General features: G+C 70.2%; 17 protein-coding genes and 1 riboswitch. Of the genes, 9 read left to right on the top strand and 8 right to left on the bottom strand.

Annotated elements, in window-relative coordinates; translation table 11 throughout:
• Nucleotides 1–26: 26 nt before the first annotated feature.
• Nucleotides 27–719 carry a response regulator gene (locus OHO83_RS14555; protein WP_266674918.1) on the bottom strand — a complete coding sequence of 231 codons (693 nt, stop codon included), beginning with the start codon at nucleotides 717–719 and terminating at the stop codon, nucleotides 27–29.
• Nucleotides 720–879: 160 nt separating this feature from the next.
• On the opposite strand from OHO83_RS14555, the gene OHO83_RS14550 reads away from it, so the two are divergent.
• The 3 genes from OHO83_RS14550 (at nucleotide 880) to OHO83_RS14540 (ending at nucleotide 3,702) form a co-directional block, all read left to right on the top strand.
• Nucleotides 880–1,695 carry an ABC transporter ATP-binding protein gene (locus OHO83_RS14550; protein ID WP_266674919.1) on the top strand — a complete coding sequence of 272 codons (816 nt, stop codon included), beginning with the start codon at nucleotides 880–882 and terminating at the stop codon, nucleotides 1,693–1,695.
• Nucleotides 1,685–2,548 (top strand): ABC transporter permease, encoded by an 864-nt coding sequence (locus tag OHO83_RS14545; protein ID WP_266674920.1) that lies wholly within the window; start codon nucleotides 1,685–1,687, stop codon nucleotides 2,546–2,548. The genes OHO83_RS14550 and OHO83_RS14545 overlap by 11 nt, the downstream gene beginning before the upstream one ends.
• Nucleotides 2,549–2,643: 95 nt before the next feature.
• Nucleotides 2,644–3,702 carry an ABC transporter substrate-binding protein gene (locus OHO83_RS14540; RefSeq protein ID WP_266674921.1) on the top strand — a complete coding sequence of 353 codons (1,059 nt, stop codon included), beginning with the start codon at nucleotides 2,644–2,646 and terminating at the stop codon, nucleotides 3,700–3,702.
• Nucleotides 3,703–3,726: 24 nt separating this feature from the next.
• On the opposite strand, the gene OHO83_RS14535 is transcribed toward OHO83_RS14540, so the two are convergent.
• The 4 genes from OHO83_RS14535 to OHO83_RS14520 all read right to left on the bottom strand — a co-directional run bounded on the left by OHO83_RS14535 (nucleotide 3,727) and on the right by OHO83_RS14520 (nucleotide 8,492).
• Nucleotides 3,727–4,407 carry a response regulator gene (locus OHO83_RS14535; protein WP_266674922.1) on the bottom strand — a complete coding sequence of 227 codons (681 nt, stop codon included), beginning with the start codon at nucleotides 4,405–4,407 and terminating at the stop codon, nucleotides 3,727–3,729.
• Nucleotides 4,404–6,113: a sensor histidine kinase gene (locus OHO83_RS14530; protein WP_266674923.1), complete on the bottom strand. Its 1,710-nt coding sequence runs from the start codon at nucleotides 6,111–6,113 to the stop codon at nucleotides 4,404–4,406. The genes OHO83_RS14535 and OHO83_RS14530 overlap by 4 nt, the downstream gene beginning before the upstream one ends.
• 131 nt (nucleotides 6,114–6,244) lie before the next feature.
• Nucleotides 6,245–7,195, bottom strand: coding sequence for a sucrase ferredoxin (locus tag OHO83_RS14525; protein ID WP_266674924.1), 951 nt, complete (start codon nucleotides 7,193–7,195; stop codon nucleotides 6,245–6,247).
• 16 nt (nucleotides 7,196–7,211) lie between these two features.
• Entirely contained in the window at nucleotides 7,212–8,492 is a 1,281-nt protein-coding gene (locus tag OHO83_RS14520; RefSeq protein ID WP_266674925.1) for a citrate synthase, read from the bottom strand.
• A 98-nt stretch (nucleotides 8,493–8,590) separates the two neighbouring features.
• On the opposite strand from OHO83_RS14520, the gene OHO83_RS14515 reads away from it, so the two are divergent.
• The gene (locus OHO83_RS14515; protein ID WP_266674926.1) at nucleotides 8,591–9,757 is read left to right on the top strand and encodes a citrate synthase/methylcitrate synthase; all 1,167 of its coding nucleotides are present in this window, start codon (nucleotides 8,591–8,593) and stop codon (nucleotides 9,755–9,757) included.
• Nucleotides 9,758–9,808: 51 nt separating this feature from the next.
• Here the strand turns inward: OHO83_RS14515 and OHO83_RS14510 are convergent, their stop codons facing one another.
• Together OHO83_RS14510 and OHO83_RS14505 are read right to left on the bottom strand one after the other, a co-directional pair.
• Nucleotides 9,809–10,045 (bottom strand): hypothetical protein, encoded by a 237-nt coding sequence (locus OHO83_RS14510; RefSeq protein ID WP_227297797.1) that lies wholly within the window; start codon nucleotides 10,043–10,045, stop codon nucleotides 9,809–9,811.
• A 145-nt stretch (nucleotides 10,046–10,190) separates the two neighbouring features.
• On the bottom strand, nucleotides 10,191–10,745 hold the full coding sequence (locus tag OHO83_RS14505) for a DUF6082 family protein (protein WP_266674927.1): 555 nt from the start codon (nucleotides 10,743–10,745) through the stop codon (nucleotides 10,191–10,193).
• 321 nt (nucleotides 10,746–11,066) lie between these two features.
• On the opposite strand from OHO83_RS14505, the gene OHO83_RS14500 reads away from it, so the two are divergent.
• A complete protein-coding gene (locus OHO83_RS14500) occupies nucleotides 11,067–12,170 on the top strand; it encodes a CobW family GTP-binding protein (protein WP_330279586.1) in 1,104 nt (367 codons plus the stop codon).
• Here OHO83_RS14500 and OHO83_RS14495 read toward each other — a convergent pair.
• Nucleotides 12,167–14,623 carry a DNA gyrase/topoisomerase IV subunit A gene (locus OHO83_RS14495; RefSeq protein ID WP_266674929.1) on the bottom strand — a complete coding sequence of 819 codons (2,457 nt, stop codon included), beginning with the start codon at nucleotides 14,621–14,623 and terminating at the stop codon, nucleotides 12,167–12,169. The two genes, OHO83_RS14500 and OHO83_RS14495, sit on opposite strands and share 4 nt — an antisense overlap.
• 235 nt (nucleotides 14,624–14,858) lie before the next feature.
• On the opposite strand from OHO83_RS14495, the gene OHO83_RS14490 reads away from it, so the two are divergent.
• The 4 genes from OHO83_RS14490 (at nucleotide 14,859) to OHO83_RS14475 (ending at nucleotide 19,742) form a co-directional block, all read left to right on the top strand.
• Nucleotides 14,859–16,253 carry a M16 family metallopeptidase gene (locus tag OHO83_RS14490; RefSeq protein ID WP_266674930.1) on the top strand — a complete coding sequence of 465 codons (1,395 nt, stop codon included), beginning with the start codon at nucleotides 14,859–14,861 and terminating at the stop codon, nucleotides 16,251–16,253.
• Nucleotides 16,250–17,635 carry a M16 family metallopeptidase gene (locus OHO83_RS14485; RefSeq protein ID WP_329433774.1) on the top strand — a complete coding sequence of 462 codons (1,386 nt, stop codon included), beginning with the start codon at nucleotides 16,250–16,252 and terminating at the stop codon, nucleotides 17,633–17,635. The genes OHO83_RS14490 and OHO83_RS14485 overlap by 4 nt, the downstream gene beginning before the upstream one ends.
• Nucleotides 17,636–17,831: 196 nt before the next feature.
• Nucleotides 17,832–17,987: riboswitch (cyclic di-AMP (ydaO/yuaA leader) on the top strand.
• Nucleotides 17,988–18,000: 13 nt separating this feature from the next.
• Nucleotides 18,001–18,789 (top strand): M23 family metallopeptidase, encoded by a 789-nt coding sequence (locus OHO83_RS14480; protein WP_329433773.1) that lies wholly within the window; start codon nucleotides 18,001–18,003, stop codon nucleotides 18,787–18,789.
• A 266-nt stretch (nucleotides 18,790–19,055) separates the two neighbouring features.
• Nucleotides 19,056–19,742 carry a GntR family transcriptional regulator gene (locus tag OHO83_RS14475; RefSeq protein WP_266674933.1) on the top strand — a complete coding sequence of 229 codons (687 nt, stop codon included), beginning with the start codon at nucleotides 19,056–19,058 and terminating at the stop codon, nucleotides 19,740–19,742.
• The last annotated feature ends 31 nt before the right edge of the window (nucleotides 19,743–19,773 follow it).

Raw genomic sequence — 19,773 nt, 5'->3', positions numbered from 1 at the left:
AGGTCACCTCGGTCACCGCGTTCACCTCAGGGCGCCACCCACACATAACGGTGCTCCGGGCGCCCGGTGTCCCCGTATTTGAGCGAGAGGCGGAGCCGGCCCGACTGTTCCATGTGCCGCAGATACCGCTGCGCCGTGGAGCGGCTCAGGCCGGTCTCCGTCGCCACCTCGTGGGCGGACAGCGGATGGTCTGCGCGGTGCAGCACGCCGCAGATCAGATCCGTGGTCGGCTCCGACTGCCCGCTCGGCAGGCCGGGCGACGCGGGCATGGGCAGCGCCCGTAGCGCACCGAAGATCCGGTCGACCTGCTCCTGTCCCGCGGCGCCGCGGCCGCTGACCCGGTCCACGGTGCGGCGCAGCGCCGCGTACGAGTCGAGCCGCGAGCGCAGCGCGGCGAACGTGAACGGTTTGACCAAGTAGTGCAGTGCGCCCTGGCGCATCGCCGCCTGGACCGTCAGGACGTCGCTCGCCGCCGTGATCATGATGACGTCGGTGTTGTGGCCGTTCTCCCGCATCCGATGGGCGAGTTCGAGGCCCGTCATGTCGGGCAGGTAGTGGTCGAGCAGCACGAGGTCGATGCGCTGGCGCTCCACGAAGGCCAGTGCCTGCGCGGCGTTGTGGGCGCGGGCCACCACCCGGAAGCCGGGAACCTTTCCCACGTACTTCGCGTTGATCTCGGCGACACGGAAGTCGTCGTCCACGACCAGGACGTCAATCATCGGGCCTCTCTCCCTCAAGCCCAGGCGAGCTGTTAAGCCCGTGTTTCGGCTCAGCTGTTGTAGCGCGAGCAAAACGAGCACAACAGTCTCTTGCAAGCAGAAGTCCGCCTTGCGCCCAGAAGACTGATGCGGTGTCCCAGGTCACATCTACCTTCCGGCCATGAGCACAGACACCGGCCCCGCCATCGAACTGCGGGGCGCGAGCAAAACCTTCAGGACGCCTTCGGGCGGCCTGCACACCGCGGTCAGGGAGCTCGATCTGACCGTCGCACGCGGCGAGTTCGTGGCCGTCGTCGGCCCCACCGGCTGCGGCAAGTCGACCACCCTCACCCTCGTCAGCGGCCTGGAGGAACCCACCGACGGCGAGGTCCTGGTGGCCGGTGAACCCGTCGAGGGAGTCGGCGACAAGGTCGGATTCGTGTTCCAGCAGGACGCGACGTTCCCCTGGCGGACGGTGCTGTCCAACGTCATGGCGGGCCCGCGCTTCCGCGGCGTACCGAAGGCCGAGGCGAAGGCCAAGGCCCGCGAATGGCTGGCCCGCGTCGGCCTCGCGTCCTTCGAGGACCGGTACCCGCACCAGCTCTCCGGAGGCCAGCGCAAGCGCGTCGCGCTCGCCGCCACGTTCGTCAACGACCCCGAGATCCTGCTCATGGACGAGCCGTTCTCGGCGCTCGACGTGCAGACCAGGGCCCTGATGTCGGACGAGCTCCTGGAGCTGTGGGAGGGCACGGGCGCCTCGGTCGTCTTCGTCACCCACGACCTGGAGGAGTCCATCGCGCTGGCCGACAAGGTCGTCGTCATGACCGCGGGTCCGGCCACCGTGAAGCAGGTCTTCGACATCGACCTGCCACGTCCCCGCAAGGTCGAATCGGTCCGCCTGCTGCCCGAGTTCATCGACATCTACCGCGAGATCTGGGAATCCCTCGGCGAAGAGGTCCGCATCACGCGCGAGAGAGGTGCCGCCGATGTCGCCTGACACCGTCACCGCCGCGCCCGCCACCGACACCGCCAAGCCGGGACGCGCCGTCACCAAGGCCCGTGCCGCCCGCCGGCGCAAGGTGCTCATCGGCAGCGCCCGGGTCCTGCTCCTCGTCGCCGTCCTCGGCCTCTGGGAGGTGCTCGCGCGCGCCGCGATCATCGACCCGTTCAACTTCTCCATGCCGTCGAAGATCTGGGACCAGATCTGGACGTGGACCACCCACGGCACGGCGCTCGGCTCGCTGGGCGAACAGGTCTGGTACACGCTCTACGAAGCGCTCGTCGGCTGGATCATCGGCGTGATCGCCGGTGTCGTCTTCGGTATCGCGCTCGGGCGCATCACCTTCCTCGCCGATGTCCTCGGCCCGTACATCAAGGTCCTCAACTCCATCCCGAGGATCGTGCTCGCCCCGATCTTCGTGATCTGGTTCGGCCTCGGCCCGGCCTCCAAGGTCGCCTCCGCCGTCGTCCTGGTGTTCTTCCCGGTGTTCTTCAACGCCTTCCAGGGAGCCCGCGAGGTCGACCGGAACCTGGTCGCCAACGCCCGCATCCTCGGCGCCAGCGATCGACGCGTGACGCTTCAGGTCGTCATCCCGTCCGCCACGTCATGGATCTTCACCAGCCTGCATGTGAGCTTCGGCTTCGCGCTGATCGGCGCCATCGTCGGCGAGTACATCGGCGCGACCAAGGGCGTCGGCCTGCTCGTCGCGCAGTCGCAGGGCACGTTCAACGCGGCGGGTGTGTACGCGGCGATGGTCATCCTCGCCGTCGTGGCGCTGCTGGCCGAGGGGCTGCTCACCTTCGCCGAGCGCCGCATCTTCCGCTGGAAGCCGACGGATTCGGACAGCTGACGGCTGCCCCTCGGCGCGCGCCACCAGCGCTTCCCCGCACCGCTCTCCCCACCCGCCTCAGTCTCTTCAGCCTCTTCACAAGGACGTGAACCACCATGCGCAACACCGCGCGGCTCTGTGCCCTCGCAGCGACCGGCCTGCTCGCCCTGTCCTCCCTCACGGCGTGCGCCAACGACGCCGCCAGTACGAGTACCGGCTCCGGCAAGAAGGCGGACGGCAAGGGCGAGCACGTCAAGATCATGGTCGGCGGCCTGGACAAGGTCATCTACATGCCGGCGATGCTCACGGACCGGCTCGGCTACTTCAAGGATGAGGGTTTGAATGTCCAACTTCTGAGCGAGCCCGCGGGCGTCCAGGCCGAGACGGCGCTCGTCTCCGGCCAGGTCCAGGGGGCCGTCGGCTTCTACGACCACACGCTCGACCTGCAGGTCAAGGGCAAGGCCGTGGAGTCCGTGGTGCAGTTCTCGCGGGCCCCCGGAGAGGTGGAGATCGTCTCCAACAAGGCGTCCGGGGACATCACCTCACCCAAGGACTTCAAGGGCAAGAAGCTCGGCATCACGGGCCTCGGCTCCTCGACGGACTTCCTCACGAAGTACCTGGCGGTCAAGAACGGCGTCCAGCCGAGCCAGTTCTCGCCGGTGGCTGTCGGAGCGGGCCCGACGTTCGTCTCGGCGCTCCAGAAGGGCGCCATCGACGGTGGCATGACGACCGACCCCACCGTCGCCACGATCCTGGACAAGAAGCTCGGCAAGGTCCTCGTCGACATGCGGACCCCGGAGGGCTCCCAGGAGGCGCTCGGCGGCCCGTACCCGTCGTCGAGCCTCTACATGCAGACGGACTGGGTCAACAGCCACAAGCCGACGGTCCAGAAGCTCGCCAACGCCTTCGTGAAGACGCTCAAGTGGATGTCGACGCACAGCGCCGACGAGATCGCGGCCAAGATGCCGGCCGACTACTCCCAGGGCGACAAGAAGCTGTACGCCGAGGCGATCAAGGCCACGCTGCCGATGTTCACGACGGACGGCGTGATGCCCAAGAACGGCCCCGAGACTGTTGAGAGTGTGCTCAAGGCGTTCAACCCGAACATCAAGAACGCCAAGGTCGACCTGAGCAAGACGTACACCACCGAGTTCGTGGACAAGGCCGCCGGCTGACCACGTCAACTCCTCGTACGTCGCTCAGGTGCGGGTCGCCCAGACATAACGGTGTTCCGGGCGGCCCGCGTCGCCGTACTTGAGGGTCAGGCCGGCCCGGCCGGTGCGTTCCAGGAGCTTCAGATAGCGCTGGGCCGTCTGCCGGCTCAGCCCCGTACGGTCCGCGACCTCCTGCGCCGAGAGCGGGCCCTCGGCGTCCACCAGGGCCCTGCGTACGAGCTCCGCCGTGCTGGGGGAGTGTCCCTTCGGGAGGTCCGGCTCCGTGTCCGCTGAGAGGGCGCCGAAGATCCGGTCGACCTGCGCCTGCTCGGCCTCGCCGCCGCCGTCCAGCGTGCGGCGCAGCCCCGCGTACGCCTCCAGTTTGGCGCGCAGCCCCGCGAACGCGAACGGCTTGACCAGGTACTGCAGCGCCCCGAGCCGCATGGCGGCCTGCACCGTGGAGACGTCACGCGCCGCCGTCACCATGATCACGTCGGTCTGATGACCGCGGCGCCGGATCTCCTGAACGGTCGCCAGACCCGTCTCGTCCGGCAGGTAGTGGTCCATGAGGATCAGGTCGATCTGCGGCCGGGCCTCCACCTCGCGCAGGGCCTCGGCCGAGCTGTGCGCCTCGGCCACCACGCGGAAGCCCGCCACCTTCTGCACGTAGGCCGCGTTCACGCGCGCGACGCGGATGTCGTCGTCCACGACCAGCACTTCGATCATCGCGGGTCCTCCTTCGTGGGGGTGGCCAGGGCATCGGTGGTGGTGTTGCTCGCGGGGGTCATGGGCGCCCCGGCGGCCTCCTGCGCGAGGCCCGGATCCGTGAGCGCCTCGGGCAGGACGACGGTGAACTCCGCGCCTCCGCCGTCCGGTTCCCCCACGTGGACGCTGCCGCCCTGCCGTTCCGCGAGCCGGCGCACGAGGGGCAGGCCGATACCGCGCTTCCCGTGGGAGGGCAGCTTCTTGGTGGACCACCCTTCCGTGAAGATCAACTCCCGTCGGGCGGCGGGGATGCCGGGCCCCGTGTCGCGCACCCGCAACTCCACCGAGCGGTCGTCGGCCGCCCGCACATCGACCTCCACGCGCGCGTGGGGGGTTCCCGCGACAGCGTCCACCGCGTTGTCGACCAGATTCCCGACGATCGTGACGAGCCCTCGTGGGTCGATCAGCCGGTCGGGGAGGAGCGTCCTGTCGGAGATCCACAGGGCGACTCCGCGCTCCGCCGCCACCGTCGCCTTGCCGACGAGGAGAGCCGCGAGCAGCGGATCGTGCACCTTCTCGGTCACCTGTTCCGCGGTCGCCCTGTGGTCGCCCACCACCTCGCCGACGAACTCGACGGCGTCGTCGAACATCTCCAGTTCGAGCAGGCCGAGCAGCGTGTGCATGCGGTTGGCGTGTTCGTGGTCCTGGGCGCGCAGGGCGTCTATCAGGCCGCGCGTCGAGTCGAGCTCGCGCCCCAGCTGCTCCAGTTCGGTGCGGTCCCGGAGGGTGGCGACGGCGCCGCCGTCGTCCGTGGGCATGCGGTTGGCGATCAGGACGCGCTGGCCGCGGACCGTCACCAGATCCGTGCCCGTGGCCCGGCCCGCCAGCACATCGGTCGTACGACCAGGGCCCAGCGCGTCGTCGAGCGACTGCCCGATCACCTCGTCACCGATGCCCAGGAGCCGGTGCGCCTCGTCGTTGAGCAGCCGGATCCGGCCGCTCCGGTCCAGTGCGACGACGCCTTCCCGAATGCCGTGCAACATGGCCTCGCGCTCCGAGAGCAGCCCCGAGATATCGGAGAACGCCAGATCACGGGTCTGCCGCTGGACCCGGCGCGAGATCAGGTAGGCGGCCAGCGCTCCGACGGCGAGGGCGCCGCCCGCGTAGGCGAACAGGCCCGGAATGGCGTGGATGAGCCGCGCCCTGACGCTGTCGTACTCGATGCCCACCGAGACGGCCCCGACGATGTCCCCCTGCGCGTCGCGCAGGGGGACCTTCCCGCGCGCGGAGCGTCCCAGGGTGCCGCTGTCGATCTCCATGACCTCGTGGCCCGCGAGCGCCTCGCTGGGGTCCGTGGAGACGATCCTGCCGACCTCGCCCGGATCGGTGTGGGACCAGCGGACGCCTTCCTTGTTCATGATCACTACGTACTCGGCGCCACTGGCCCGGCGGATCCGCTCGGCCTCCCGCTGGACGGGGCCGTCGACCGTGGGACGTGAATGCCGCAGGTCCTCGGCGATGCTCGGCTGGGCCGCGGTGGTCTGCGCGATCGCCAGCGCGCGGCGCATCGCCTGGTCGTCGAGCTGGTCGCTGAGCGGTGCGAGGAAGAGCCCCGTCGCGAGCACGGCCACCCCGGCGGCGATCGCCACCTGCATCAGCAGCACCTGCGCGAAGACGCGCCGCGGCAGGCCGAAGCGCAGCCGGCGTGTGGGGGGAGTGGGGCTCATACGAAGAACGGTAAGGGGGCGGGCCGGGTACTCCGTAGCGGATGTGGCGGGTATCTCGCGTGCTGGGATGCGCCTCGTAAGGGGTGGTGGGGTGCCGTGGGCACGCCGGTGCGGGGCGCGATCCCGGCGGCTCAGCCGCTCGCGCTGAGGGGGCCCGTGACAGCGGGCGCGATCTCGTCCACCGTGAGTACGTCCATGCGCGCCGGAGTACCCAGTGCGGCACCGCAGCTCTCGGGGCGGGGCGGCAGTGAAGCGCCCTGCGCGACCGTGACGTGCCAGCGACGGCCGTCCGTGTGGGTGACAGTGACCTCCCAGAGGGCCCCATGCCCCGGCGTCGTGGCCTCCGTGCCGACGACGGTCAGCACTCCGGCGTCATCGATCCCGGCCGACGTGCGCACGGCGAGCTCGGCGGCCTGGCCGGGCCGCTCCCACGCGGAGTTCCCGCGGCACCCGTCGGTGGTGATCCGGCCGGCCCGTACCGCGTCGAGGGTGCCCTTGACGTGGGCGGCGTCGGCACGGCCGTACGCGTAGCCGTAGGGCAGTACGAGCAGCGTGGGGGAGAAGCGGTGGCCGCCGAGGTGGGTTACCTCCCAGATGCCGTCCTGTCCGGACGCGGCGAGGTCGGCGGCGAGAGGCCGGCCCAGGAGGGCGCAGCAGCGGTCGCGCTTGCCGTTGGTGCAGACGAGCGCGAGCGGCGCGCCCTTGTGCGGCGTGCCGAAGCCACGGTGGTCACCCGCTCCGAGGGCGCCGAAGTCGAGTGCGAGCAAGTCCTGTGGGGACTCGGTCATGGTGCCACGCAGCCATGTGTTTCCCGGGATGGTGTGGGCCACATACACATGGCGCTGGGTGGTGGCGTGGAAGTCCGCGTGCCGGCCCGGGCGTCTGATGAGGGCGACGCGGACGCCGGTCCCCTCCGCGGCCGCCTCCAGGGCCCTGCCGAGCTCCGGGTCGAGATGGCTGGACGTCAGCGCCTTCACGCCCCAGGGGCCCGGCTGCTCGATCAGCAGCCAGGTACTCGCGGTGGCGGCGGTCCCCGCGAGAGGCTCGATCAGATCCTGCGAGGCGGTCGTACACGTACTCACGTAGGGGAGCCTAACCTCACCGGGCCGGTAGGGGGGCGTCGGGCGCGGGCAGCGGCTGAGGCGGGCGCAGCCCCACGTACTGTCCGCTCGGCCGCATCCGCAGCGGACGCTCGCCGTACTCCTCCAGTGCGTGCGCGATCCAGCCCGCCGTCCGGGCCACCGCGAAGACGGTCTCGCCGGCCTCGGCGGGCATGCCGTACGAGACGGTGAAGACCGCGAGGGCGAGGTCCACATTCGCGTGCAGGTCGGTGTGGCGGGCGGTCGTCGCCACGACGTCGCGGGCCGCGGCGAGCGCCGGGTGGACCTGCGGGATCTCCTCCAGGAGGGCGAACAGGGCCTGGGCGCGTGGGTCCTCGCCCTTGTACAGGCGGTGGCCGAGGCCCGGGACGCGGCGCCCGGCACGCAGTTCGTCCGCCACCACAGGGGCCGCGCTGCCGCGGTCAAGGACTTCGAGGAGCATGCGGTGCGCGAGACCGCTGGCGGCGCCGTGGAGCGGCCCCTCCAGGACGCCGAGGCCCGCGGACACGGCCGCGTACGCGTGCGCGCGCGCCGACGCGGCGACCCGGACGGCGAGCGTCGACGCGGCGAGGTCGTGGTCGACGAGGAGCCCAAGTGCCGTGTCCAGGACGTGCAGTGACGGATCGTCGGGTTCACGTCCTGAGAGGCGGCCCCACAGGCGCTGGGCGAGCGGTCCGCCGTCGCGATGTGTGTGCCGTACGGGCGGCAGGGCGGCAACCAGTGTCGGGATGAGGGTGCGGGCCGTGCCGAGTACGGCCTCTTCGGAGAGGTCGAAGCGCAGCGGGTCGGTGACGGCGGCGGCGACGGCGGCGACCCGCAGGCGGTCGACGGGGCCGCTGTGCTCCGGCAGGGCCCCCACGGCGCGCCGGGCCGCGGCGAGGGACTGCCGGGGAGCGGTGAACCGGACCCCCGGCCGCAGGGCCCCGGTCCACAGCCACTCGGCGACCTCCTCGTACGAGTGGCGCGCGGCGAGCTCGGCGGCGTCGACCCCGCGGAAGTAGTAGCGGTCCTTGTCGATCAACGTGATGCGGGTGCGTACGGAGAGCTCGCCCGGGGCCGAACCGGCCGCGGGCTCCCGCTTGTTGCGCTGCGCGAGCGCCTCCACCTCGGCCGCGTCGAACGTGCTGCCGCGCGAGCCCGGTTCCGCCCGGCGACTGCTGAGCTGACCGCGGCTCACGTACGCGTACACGGTCTCGGGCTTCACACCCAGAAGTTCGGCCGTCTCCTTGGTGCTGAGCCGCCGGGCTTCCCGCGCGGGTGCGGGTTCGTGATCCGTCATGCGTGCCACCGTATATCCGTATTGCTTGTATTGATTCAATCAATATTGACAGACATTGAGTCAAGCATGGACAGTCGAATCAAGTCCAGGGAGGAAACATGCCTATCAACGGGACCACGGCCACCCCTGTCGACGTACCGCGGGGACTCGCGGGCGTCGTCGTCACCGACACCGAATTGGGTGACGTCAGAGGGCGTGAGGGCTTTTACCACTACCGCCGGTATTCGGCCGTCGAGCTCGCGCAGACCCGCGGCTTCGAGGACGTATGGCACCTGATGATCCACGGCGAGCTGCCTGACGCCGCGCAGTCCGCGGACTTCGCCGCGCGTACGGCGGCCCTGCGCCGGCTGCCCGACGACGTGCGGGCCGCGCTGCCCGTCATCGCCCGCGCCGGATCGCTCTCCGGCCCGCTCGCCGGGCTGCGCAGCGCCCTGTCGCTCTTCGGTGCCTCGCAGGGCTTCCGCCCCGTGTACGACATCGACGACGAGCGGCGGCGTGACGACACCCTGGCCGCCGCGGCGGTCGTGCCGACGCTGCTCACGGCGCTGCACCGGCTCGGTGACGGCCTCGAACCGGTCGAACCGCGCGACGACCTGTCGTACGCCGCGAACTATCTCTACATGCTGACGGGTTCGGAGCCGGAGCCCGCTCACGCGCGTGCCATCGAGCAGTACCTGATCTCAACCATTGATCACGGGTTCAATGCGTCAACGTTCACGGCGAGGGTCATCACGTCGACCGGTGCAGATGTCGCTGCCTGTCTGGTCGGCGCCGTGGGGGCGCTCTCCGGGCCGCTGCACGGCGGCGCCCCGAGTCGCGCGCTCGACACCCTCGACGCGATCGGCACGCCGGACCGGATCGACGGGTGGATCCGCGAGCGGGTCCTCGCGGGCGACCGGATCATGGGCTTCGGCCACCCTGTCTATCGCACGGAGGACCCCCGTTCGCGGATGCTGCGGGGCATCGCCGAGGGGTTCGGCGGGCCGACGGTGGAGTTCGCCGTCGAGGTCGAGCGTCACGTGGAGTCGATCCTCGCGGAGCTGAAGCCGGGCCGGGAACTTCACACGAACGTGGAGTTCTACGCGGGCGTGGTCATGGAGCTGTGCGGGTTGCCGCGCGCGATGTTCACTCCGACGTTCGCCGCTGCGCGGGTGGTGGGGTGGAGCGCGAACATCCTTGAGCAGGCCCGGGATTCGAAGATCATTCGCCCGGCGGCGCGGTATGTGGGCCCGGCCGCTCCGGCGCCGGTACCGGCCGTGTCCTGAACGCGCCGGAGCCCGGTCCTTCGTGGGGACCGGGCTCCGGGAAGCGGCGGGCTAGGCGTCCGGGATATCGGCCTTCGCGCGCACGAGCGTTTCACGGCTGACGATCACGATGCGCTCGTAGTCGGCCAGTGAGGCGTCGTCCGGAAGCTCTTTGCCGAGCTCCGCTGTGGCCTCTGTGCCGATGACGGCGAAGTTGCCGTCACTCAGCTCGAACACGTCAGGGCAGTTCGCGCCCGAGGTACTGCCACGGGCGTGCGGGGGCACACCGATGCGGCGCACGATCTTCAAGGGGTACCGATCCTTAGAGGAGGCTTACTTCCGGCAGGATGCCGACAGGCTAATGCGCCCCTTGGGACTCATGCGTAACGACGCCGCGGAATTTCTCAGAGGACTCGCTCGTGTGAGTGATATCAGCCTGTTGACGACCGAGAAGTCAGGACGTCGGTGGATCGCCGACCACCCACCACTCCTCTGTGTCCGCTTCCTCGAGCTCCTCGAGGAGACGGTCGGCGAGGCGGCCGAGCCGAGCTTCGGCGGAGGAGTGAATCAAGGTCGCCCGGTTAGGTCGACTGGCCCGCCAGTACTCGCGGAAGACCGGACTCTGGAACAGTTCGCGAAGACGGCCGTACACCTCTTGCTGGTCGATGATGCCCGCCTGGTCCAAGTGGAAGAGGTTGACGTACCAGGCATTCGCGAAGAAGAACTGCCGCACCTTCGCCGGTGGGATCTCGGCGTCGTACGTGTTGATCACCGCTGCGAGCGAGGGATCGTCGATCGCCTTGAGTGACAGTTCCCAGTGCACGCGCTGCTGACGTGCCCGAGCGCTGCGCTGTTGCGACAACTCTTCCTGCTCCAGCTCCTCGATGCGCAGACGCGCCTCGTCGAGACGACGCCGCTGCGCGGCGAGTGCGAGGGCGGCTCCGATGAGAGCCGCCCCGGCAATGACGGCGGACCCGATCCCTCGTACCCCAAAACTCTGTGTGGCCATGTCAACCCCCGGTTCAGGCGACCGTCCGCCGGTCGTCGGGTGCGGGGCGACGGGAAAGGACCGGCGAGCGGTGGGCGGCGCGCTTGCCGCCCCCCGGGGTGCCGAGCGGCGCTGGTCGGCGGGGAGGCGGAGAGGAGGCACACGGAGGCAAGCAGGGGTCGCTCGTCCGGGCGCCATGCCTGTCGTGTGCCCAGCCCGCGACGCTAACAATCGTTCACTTCGCGGTGTTTCTACGCGCTCGTATCCTGGGGCGGCATTCATTCGTCGTAAGAACGCCGGTATGCGCGTCCCTGGACGCGCCGGTGTGAGAGAGGTCGCGCGTTGAGTCAGCAGAGGCAGGAGCTTCCGCAGCAGATCCCGGTCGTCGTCCTCGCCGGGTTCCTGGGCTCCGGCAAGACCACCCTGCTGAACCATCTGCTGCACCACGGCGGCGGCACGCGGATCGGCGCGATCGTCAATGACTTCGGCTCCATCGAGATCGACGCCATGGCCGTCGCCGGGCAGCTCGGCGACTCCACCGTCTCCCTCGGCAACGGGTGCCTGTGCTGCGCCGTCGACGCGAGCGAGCTCGACGAGTACCTGGACCGGCTCACCCGGCCGTCGGGCCGCAACGGCATCGATGTGATCGTGATCGAGGCCAGTGGGCTCGCCGAGCCGCAGGAGCTCGTGCGCATGGTGCTCGCCAGCGAGAATCCGCGGATCGTGTACGGCGGTCTGGTCGAGGTGGTCGACGCCGTCGAGTTCGACACGACGCGGGAGCGACACCCGGAGCTCGACCGGCATCTGGCCATCGCCGACCTCGTGGTGGTCAACAAGGCCGACCGGGTCCCGGAGGGGGAGCACCGGCGTGTCCTGGAGCGGGTGCGCGGGCTGGCCGGAGGCGCGGCAGTCGTTCCCGCGACGTACGCGCGCGTGGACCCCGAGTTCCTCTTCGACTGCCGGCCGACGCGCGAGCGGATCGGCCAATTGTCGTTCGACGACCTCCATCGGTACGACGGCGGCAGTACGGCCGGAGACGAACACGACGAGCACGACGGCCATCTGCACTCCGCGTACGACAGTGTCTCCGTCGAGTCCGAAGTGCCGCTCGATCCACGCCGGTTGATGGCGTTCCTCGACAGCAGGCCCGAGGGGCTCTACCGCATCAAGGGGTACGTGGACTTCGGCGCGGCCGACACGCGCAACAGGTACACCGTGCACGCCGTGGGCCGGTTCCTGCGGTTCTCGCCGGAGCCCTGGGTGCCCGGGGAGCCGCGCCTCAGTCGGCTCGTGCTCATCGGGGCCGGGATCGACGCTCCACGGCTGAACAAGGAACTGACGGCCTGCGCCCAGGACGCCCCGCACACCTATGCCGACGAGCACAGCATGTGGGGCGTCCTGAGGTACGTACAGGAGCCGAGCGAAGCGGAACGCGACGCGGGCTAGACCGGCCCCGCCACCACCGAGACCGTCTTCGCGAGGGAGACGCCCGAGCCGTCGCGGCGCGGGTCGACCTCGGGCAGCTCGGCCGGGGTGCCGTTCTTCTGCGCCGCGCGGGCCGGTGTCGGGCCCGCCCAGCCCAGGCTCAGGCAGTCCTCGCCCTTCAGGAAGCGCTGGCAGCGCACGCCGCCCGTGGCCCGCCCCTTGCGCGGGTACTGGTCGAACGGGGTGAGCTTCGCCGTCGTCTGGACGGAGTCGTCGAGCGTGCCGCGCGATCCCGCCACCGTGAAGACGATCGCGTCCACAGCCGGATCGACGGCGGTGAACGAGATCACCTTGGCGCCGTCGGCCAGCTTGATGCCTGCCATACCGCCCGCGGCCCGGCCCTGCGGACGTACCTGCGAGGCCTGGTAGCGGAGCAACTGCGCGTCGTCCGTGATGAAGACCAGGTCCTCCTCGCCGGTGCGCAGCTCCACTGCGCCGACGATGCGGTCACCGTCCCTGAGGCCGATGACCTCCAACTCGTCCTTGTTCGCCGGGTAGTCGGGCACGACGCGCTTGACCACGCCCTGCTCGGTACCGATCGCCAGGCCGGGGGACGACTCGTCGAGGGTGGTCAGACAGACCACCTTCTCGTCCGCCTCCAGAGACGACAGGAACTCCGTGACGGGTGCGCCGCCGGAGAGGTTCGGCGCCGAGGCCGTCTCCGGGAGCTGCGGCAGGTCGATGACATTGAGCCGCAACAGGCGCCCCGTGGACGTGATAGCGCCGATCTCGCCGCGTGCCGTCGCCGGGACCGCGGAGACGATCACGTCGTGCTTGGTGCGCCGGGCGTCCTCGTCGTCCCCGAACGGGTCGGCGGTCGCCGTGCGCGCCAGGAGGCCCGTGGACGACAGGAGCACGCGGCACGGGTCGTCGGCGACCTGGAGGGGCACCGCGGTGACCGCCGTGCCCGCCGACTCCAGGAGCACGGTGCGGCGCTCGGTGCCGAACTTCTTCGCCACCGACGCCAGTTCGGCCGAGACGAGCTTGCGCAGCTCGGCGTCGGAGTCGAGGATCCCGGTCAGCTCGTCGATCTCGCCGTTGAGCCGGTCGCGCTCCGTCTCCAGCTCGATGCGGTCGAACTTGGTGAGGCGGCGCAGCGGCGTGTCCAGGATGTACTGCGTCTGGATCTCGCTCAGCGAGAAGCGCTCCATCAGGCGCTCCTTCGCCTGCGCGGAGTTGTCGCTGGAGCGGATGAGGCGGATGACCTCGTCGATGTCCACCAGCGCGACGAGCAGGCCCTCGACCAGATGCAAACGGTCCCGCTTCTTCGTACGGCGGAACTCGCTGCGGCGGCGTACGACCTCGAAGCGGTGGTCGAGATAGACCTCCAGGAGCTCCTTGAGGCCGAGCGTCAGGGGCTGGCCGTCGACCAGCGCCACGTTGTTGATGCCGAAGGACTCCTCCATCGGCGTCAGCTTGTAGAGCTGCTCCAGGACGGCCTCCGGGACGAAGCCGTTCTTGATCTCGATGACCAGACGCAGGCCGTGCTGGCGGTCGGTGAGGTCCTTGACGTCCGCGATGCCCTGGAGCTTCTTGGAGCCGACCAGGTCCTTGATCTTCGCGATGACCTTCTCGGGGCCGACCGCGAAGGGCAGTTCGGTGACGACGAGGCCCTTGCGGCGCGCCGTCACGTCCTCCACGGAGACCGTGGCGCGGATCTTGAAGGTGCCGCGGCCCGACTCGTAGGCGTCCTTGATGCCGGACAGGCCGACGATCCGGCCGCCGGTCGGCAGGTCGGGGCCCGGGACGAACTTCATGAGCGTCTCGAGGTCGGCGCCCGGGTGCCTGATCAGGTGACGGGCGGCGGCGATGACCTCGCCGAGATTGTGCGGCGGCATGTTCGTCGCCATGCCGACGGCGATGCCGGACGCGCCGTTGACCAGGAGGTTCGGGTAAGCGGCCGGCAGGACGGCGGGCTCCTGCTCCTGACCGTCGTAGTTCGGCCCGAAGTCGACGGTGTTCTCGTCGATCGACTCCGTCATCAGCGATGTCGCCGGGGCCATCCGGCACTCGGTGTACCGCATGGCGGCCGGCGGGTCGTCGTTGCCCAGGGAGCCGAAGTTCCCGTGGCCGTCGACCAGGGGGAGGCGCATCGAGAAGGGCTGGGCGAGCCGCACCAGGGCGTCGTAGATCGACGCGTCTCCGTGCGGGTGCAACTTACCCATGACCTCGCCGACGACGCGGGCGCACTTCACATAGCCGCGGTCGGGGCGCAGGCCCATCTCGTTCATCTGGTAGACGATGCGCCGGTGCACGGGCTTCATGCCGTCACGGGCGTCCGGCAGGGCCCGGGAGTAGATCACCGAGTAGGCGTACTCGAGGAAGGAGCCCTGCATTTCGTCGACAACGTCAATGTCGAGGATCCGCTCCTCGAAGTCGTCGGGAGGCGGGGTCTTCGTGCTGCGGCGGGCCATCGCTGCTGCGGCTCCTTCACAGATGCTGCCGGGGCATGTACGAGAATCTGACGCGCACCATTGTGGACCGCCCCACTGACAACGCCGACCGCGACCCGTCCGTACGGCGTTCGGTGCTCGCTCTCGGCGTACCCAGTGCGGGAACTTCGCCAGGCGTCAGAACGCTTGCATACAGTGGCAGAACTGGCAGCACATCTGCAGTTTCCGCGATAGTTCCGCGATCGAAGGGACGTACATGCCCATGGGTCACACGGCCACCGCCGAGGCCGGCTCCGGCGGCCTGACAGCGACCGAGCACCGCCTCGACAACGGGCTGCGCGTGGTGCTCTCCGAGGACCACCTGACCCCGGTCGCAGCCGTCTGCCTCTGGTACGACGTCGGCTCGCGCCACGAGGTCAAGGGCCGCACCGGCCTGGCTCACCTCTTCGAGCACCTGATGTTCCAGGGCTCTAAGCAGGTCCACGGGAACGGGCACTTCGAGCTGGTGCAGGGCGCCGGCGGCTCGCTGAACGGGACGACGAGTTTCGAGCGCACCAACTACTTCGAGACCATGCCGACCCACCAGCTGGAGCTCGCGCTCTGGCTGGAGGCCGACCGGATGGGCTCCCTCCTCGCCGCGCTCGACGAGGAGTCGATGGAGAACCAGCGCGACGTCGTCAAGAACGAGCGCCGCCAGCGCTACGACAACGTTCCGTACGGGACCGCGTTCGAGAAGCTGACCGCCCTCGTGTACCCGGAGGGCCACCCGTACCACCACACGCCCATCGGCTCCATGGCCGACCTGGACGCGGCCACGCTGGAGGACGCGCGGAACTTCTTCCGTACGTACTACGCCCCGAACAACGCCGTCCTCTCGGTCGTCGGGGACATCGACCCCGAGCAGACGCTGGCCTGGGTCGAGAAGTACTTCGGCTCCATCCCGCGCCACGACGGCAAGCAGCCCCCGCGCGACGGCGCCCTGCCCGACCGGATCGGTGAGGGCGTGCGTGAGGTCATCGAGGAGGAGGTCCCGGCCCGCGCGCTGATGGCCGCCTACCGGCTGCCGCAGGACGGCTCGCGCGCGTGCGACGCGGCCGACCTGGCCCTGACGGTCCTCGGCGGCGGCGAGTCGTCCCGGATCTACAACCGTCTCGTCCGCCGTGACCAGACCGCCGTCGCCGCGGGGTTCGGTCTCCTGAGGCTCGCGGGGGCGCCCTCCGTGGGGTGGCTGGACGTGAAGACGTCCGGCGACGTCGAGGTGCCGGTCATCGAGGAGGCTGTCGACGAGGAGCTCGCGCGGTTCGCCGCCGACGGTCCCACTCCGGAGGAAATGGAGCGCGCCCAGGCCCAGTTGGAGCGCGAGTGGCTCGACCGGCTCGGCACGGTCTCGGGCCGCGCCGACGAACTGTGCAGGTTCGCCGTCCTGTTCGGCGACCCGCAGCTCGCCCTGACCGCCGTCCAGCGCGTCCTCGACATCACCGCGGAGGAGGTCCAGGAGGTGGCCAAGGCCCATCTGCGCCCCGACAACCGCGCGGTGCTCGTCTACGAGCCCACGGCCCCTGAAGAAGCCCCCGAGGAGGCCGACGAGACCGCCCCCGAGACCACGGACGAGACCGCAGGCGGGACTGCAGACGAGGAGGCCGGCAAGTGACCGAGCTCGCGACCATGGACTTCCACCCGCAGCCCCAGGCCGGCACGGCGCGGCCGTGGGCGTTCCCCGCGCCCGAGCGCGGCACCCTCGACAACGGCCTGACGGTGCTGCGCTGCCACCGCCCGGGCCAGCAGGTCGTCGCCGTCGAGATCAACCTCGAGGCGCCCCTGGAGGCCGAGCCCGCCGGGCTCGACGGCGTGGCCACCATCATGGCGAGGGCCTTCTCCGAAGGCACCGACAAGCTCGCCGCCGAGGAGTTCGCCGCCGAGCTGGAGCGCTGCGGCGCCACCCTCGACGCGCACGCCGACCACCCCGGCGTCCGGGTCTCCCTGGAGGTCCCCGTCTCCCGTCTGCCGAAGGCGCTCGGCCTGCTCGCCGACGCCCTCAGGGCACCCGCGTTCGCGGACAGCGAGATCGAACGTCTCGTGCGCAACCGGCTCGACGAGATCCCGCACGAGACGGCCAACCCCGGCCGCCGCGCCGCCAAGGAGCTCTCGAAGCAGCTCTTCCCGGCCACCGCGCGCATGTCCCGCCCGCGCCAGGGCTCCGAAGAGACCGTCGCGGCCATCGACGCGGCGGCCGTACGTGCCTTCTACGACCGGCACGTGCGTCCCGCCACGGCCACCGCGGTCGTCGTGGGCGACCTCGCGGGCGTCGACCTCGACGTCCTGCTCGCGGACTCGCTGGGCGCCTGGACGGGGAACACGGCCGAGCCGCGCCCCGTACCGCCGGTGACGGCCGACGACACCGGCCGGGTCGTCATCGTCGACCGGCCGGGCGCGGTGCAGACGCAGCTCCTGATCGGCCGCGTCGGCGCGGACAGGCACGACCGGGTGTGGCCGGCCCAGGTGCTCGGCACGTACTGCCTGGGCGGCACCCTCACCTCCCGCCTGGACCGTGTCCTGCGCGAGGAGAAGGGATACACCTACGGCGTGCGGGCGTTCGGCCAGGTGCTGCGCTCGGCGCCGGACGGGACGGGCGCAGCGATGCTCGCCATCAGCGGCTCCGTGGACACGCCGAACACGGGTCCGGCGCTCGACGACCTCTGGAAGGTGCTGCGCACGCTCGCCGCCGAGGGTCTCACCGACGCCGAACGGGACGTGGCCGTACAGAACTTGGTCGGAGTCGCCCCGCTCAAGTTCGAGACCGCCGCGGCGGTCGCGGGGACGCTCGCCGATCAGGTCGAGCAGCACCTGCCGGACGACTTCCAGGCGGAGCTGTACCGGCGGCTCGCCGCGACGGGCACCGTGGAGGCCACCGCGGCCGTCGTGAGCGCCTTCCCGATGGACCGTCTGGTGACGGTGCTCGTCGGTGACGCAGCCCAGATCGAGGAGCCCGTCAGGGCGCTCGGCATCGGAGAGGTGACCGTCGTCACGGGCTGACCGTGACCGGTGTGCAACGAGGGGCCCCGGTGGGCGAGATGACCACCGGGGCCCCTGTATGTCCGAATTGAACCAGTGGTTGCCTGTCTGCCCTGTGGCATGCGCTACAAAAGCCCGGTTCCGTTTGTTGATTGAAAGATGCCCCGCTTAGCGTCGGTCCGGCTGTCCGCCAGATGTACGCCGCGCCCGCGGCACCGGACGGTCATCGCCGAGTCCCCCAAGGCGCGAGCCGGGGGAGCCGGGGACCCACCGTCCCTGGGGTGAATCGGACGCCCTTCCCTGAAGGGGGTCCGTAGGAGACCTTCCTGCTCCGAACCCGTCAGCTAACCCGGTAGGCGAGAAGGAAGGAAAGGATCAGCCACTCCATGGCGTTCACCCGTGCCACCGGGAAGCACCGTCGCCCGAGCCGTCTCACGCGCACCACCGCGCAGGTCGCCGGCGTCGCCGCGCTCACCACGACCGGTGTCATCGGAGGCCTCGCCGCCCCCGCCCTCGCCGCTGACGACGCGTCTCTCGAGCAGACCGGCCTGACCAAGGCCATCTCCATCGGCGACTCCCTCGCGGAGCAGATCGACGCGCAGGCCGCCGCCCAGCAGCATGCCGCCGACGTGGCCGCCGCGAAGGAGAAGGCCGAGGCCGCCGCCAAGAAGAAGGCCGAGGAGGACCGGCGCAAGGCCGCCGCCAAGGCCAAGGCCGAGCGCGAGGCCAAGGAGCGCGCAGCCCGTGCGGCCGAGCGCAAGCGCCTGAACGCCTTCGTCATGCCCGTCACCGGCTCGTACGTGTCGACCGCGTACAAGGCCAGCAGCGGCCTGTGGTCCTCCGGCAGCCACACCGGCATCGACTTCCACGCCGCCAGCGGCACTTCGGTCCACGCCGTGGGCGCGGGCACCGTCGTGGAGGCGGGCTGGGGCGGCGCCTACGGCAACAACATCGTCATCAAGATGAACGACGGCACGTACACGCAGTACGGCCACCTGTCGTCCATCGGCGTCTCCGTCGGCCAGACGGTCATCCCGGGGCAGCAGATAGGCCTCTCCGGGGCGACCGGCAACGTCACCGGCCCGCACCTCCACTTCGAGGCGCGCACGAGCCCCGAGTACGGCTCGGACATCGACCCCGTCGCGTACCTGCGCCTGCACGGCATCAACGTCTGACCTTCGCCGCGCAGTCGCGACGACGTCACCGAAAGCCCCGGCTCACCGAGCCGGGGCTTTCGGCGTCACCGGCCACGCTCGTCACCGACGCGGCTCGTTCGCCCCCGGCTGCGCTGTCCAAAAAATATCCATGGATTACGGCCTGCCATCGGAAATTCGCGCCCGCTGGAATAGAGTCGCCGGGCAGGCGCGCTGAACGGATTTCAATCGCGCTGTACGAGCGACTGTCAACCGCGTTTCGCGGGGATTAAGGCGGAGGTCGGTTCATGCGCATTCCGGCGCACTCGGTATGCACGGCGATCCGCGACGACATCGTCTCCGGTGTCCACGAGCGCGGCGGCAGACTCACCGAGGAGGTGCTCGCCCGCCGCTACGGAGTCTCCCGCGTCCCCGTGCGCGAAGCGCTGCGCACTCTGGAGGCCGAGGGCTTCGTCGTCACCCGCAGGCACGCGGGCGCGTGCGTCGCCGAACCCACCACGCAGGAGGCGGCGGACCAGCTGGAGATCCGGATGCTCCTCGAACCGCTCGCCGCGGCCCGCGCCGCGCAGCGCCGCACCGAGGCGCACCTGAAGGTGCTGCGAGGCCTGGTCAGGCTGGGCCAGGAGCGCTCCCGGCGAGGTCAGAGCGAGGATCTGCGCTCGCTGGGCGGATGGTTCCACGAGACGCTGGCGCAGGCGTCCGGCAGCAGGGGGCTGATCACGATGCTCACGCAGCTCCGCCACAAGATCGCGTGGATGTACACCGTCGAGCACCCCGCGCAGCCCGCCGACTCCTGGGCCGAGCACGGGGCGATCGTGGACGCCGTGGCGCGCGGTGACGTGGAGCGCGCGCGGGCGCTCACGGCGCAGCACACGGAGCGCGCGATGGCCGCTCACCATCTGCGCGCCCCTCGTAAGAGTGGTCATGTGAGGACTTCGCAACATCCCGTCAACACGGCGGGGCTTCAGCATTAACAGAGGCGCCGTATACAAAGAGGGCGGCCCA

The sequence above is a fragment of the Streptomyces sp. NBC_00569 genome (assembly GCF_036345255.1).
In the GTDB taxonomy this organism is placed as follows: domain Bacteria; phylum Actinomycetota; class Actinomycetes; order Streptomycetales; family Streptomycetaceae; genus Streptomyces.
This window is presented reverse-complemented; position numbering and strand designations above follow the sequence as displayed.

Excerpts from the sequence above, each read along its gene's own strand:
- OHO83_RS14540 (WP_266674921.1), top strand. The coding sequence starts at position 2,644 with ATGCGCAACACCGCGCGGCTCTGTGCCCTCGCAGCGACCGGCCTGCTC.
- OHO83_RS14555 (WP_266674918.1), bottom strand. The coding sequence starts at position 719 with ATGATTGACGTCCTGGTCGTGGACGACGACTTCCGTGTCGCCGAGATC.
- OHO83_RS14545 (WP_266674920.1), top strand. The coding sequence starts at position 1,685 with ATGTCGCCTGACACCGTCACCGCCGCGCCCGCCACCGACACCGCCAAG.
- OHO83_RS14495 (WP_266674929.1), bottom strand. The coding sequence starts at position 14,623 with ATGGCCCGCCGCAGCACGAAGACCCCGCCTCCCGACGACTTCGAGGAG.
- OHO83_RS14480 (WP_329433773.1), top strand. The coding sequence starts at position 18,001 with ATGGCGTTCACCCGTGCCACCGGGAAGCACCGTCGCCCGAGCCGTCTC.
- OHO83_RS14515 (WP_266674926.1), top strand. The coding sequence starts at position 8,591 with ATGCCTATCAACGGGACCACGGCCACCCCTGTCGACGTACCGCGGGGA.
- OHO83_RS14490 (WP_266674930.1), top strand. The coding sequence starts at position 14,859 with ATGCCCATGGGTCACACGGCCACCGCCGAGGCCGGCTCCGGCGGCCTG.
- OHO83_RS14520 (WP_266674925.1), bottom strand. The coding sequence starts at position 8,492 with ATGACGGATCACGAACCCGCACCCGCGCGGGAAGCCCGGCGGCTCAGC.
- OHO83_RS14550 (WP_266674919.1), top strand. The coding sequence starts at position 880 with ATGAGCACAGACACCGGCCCCGCCATCGAACTGCGGGGCGCGAGCAAA.
- OHO83_RS14505 (WP_266674927.1), bottom strand. The coding sequence starts at position 10,745 with ATGGCCACACAGAGTTTTGGGGTACGAGGGATCGGGTCCGCCGTCATT.
- OHO83_RS14535 (WP_266674922.1), bottom strand. The coding sequence starts at position 4,407 with ATGATCGAAGTGCTGGTCGTGGACGACGACATCCGCGTCGCGCGCGTG.
- OHO83_RS14475 (WP_266674933.1), top strand. The coding sequence starts at position 19,056 with ATGCGCATTCCGGCGCACTCGGTATGCACGGCGATCCGCGACGACATC.
- OHO83_RS14530 (WP_266674923.1), bottom strand. The coding sequence starts at position 6,113 with ATGAGCCCCACTCCCCCCACACGCCGGCTGCGCTTCGGCCTGCCGCGG.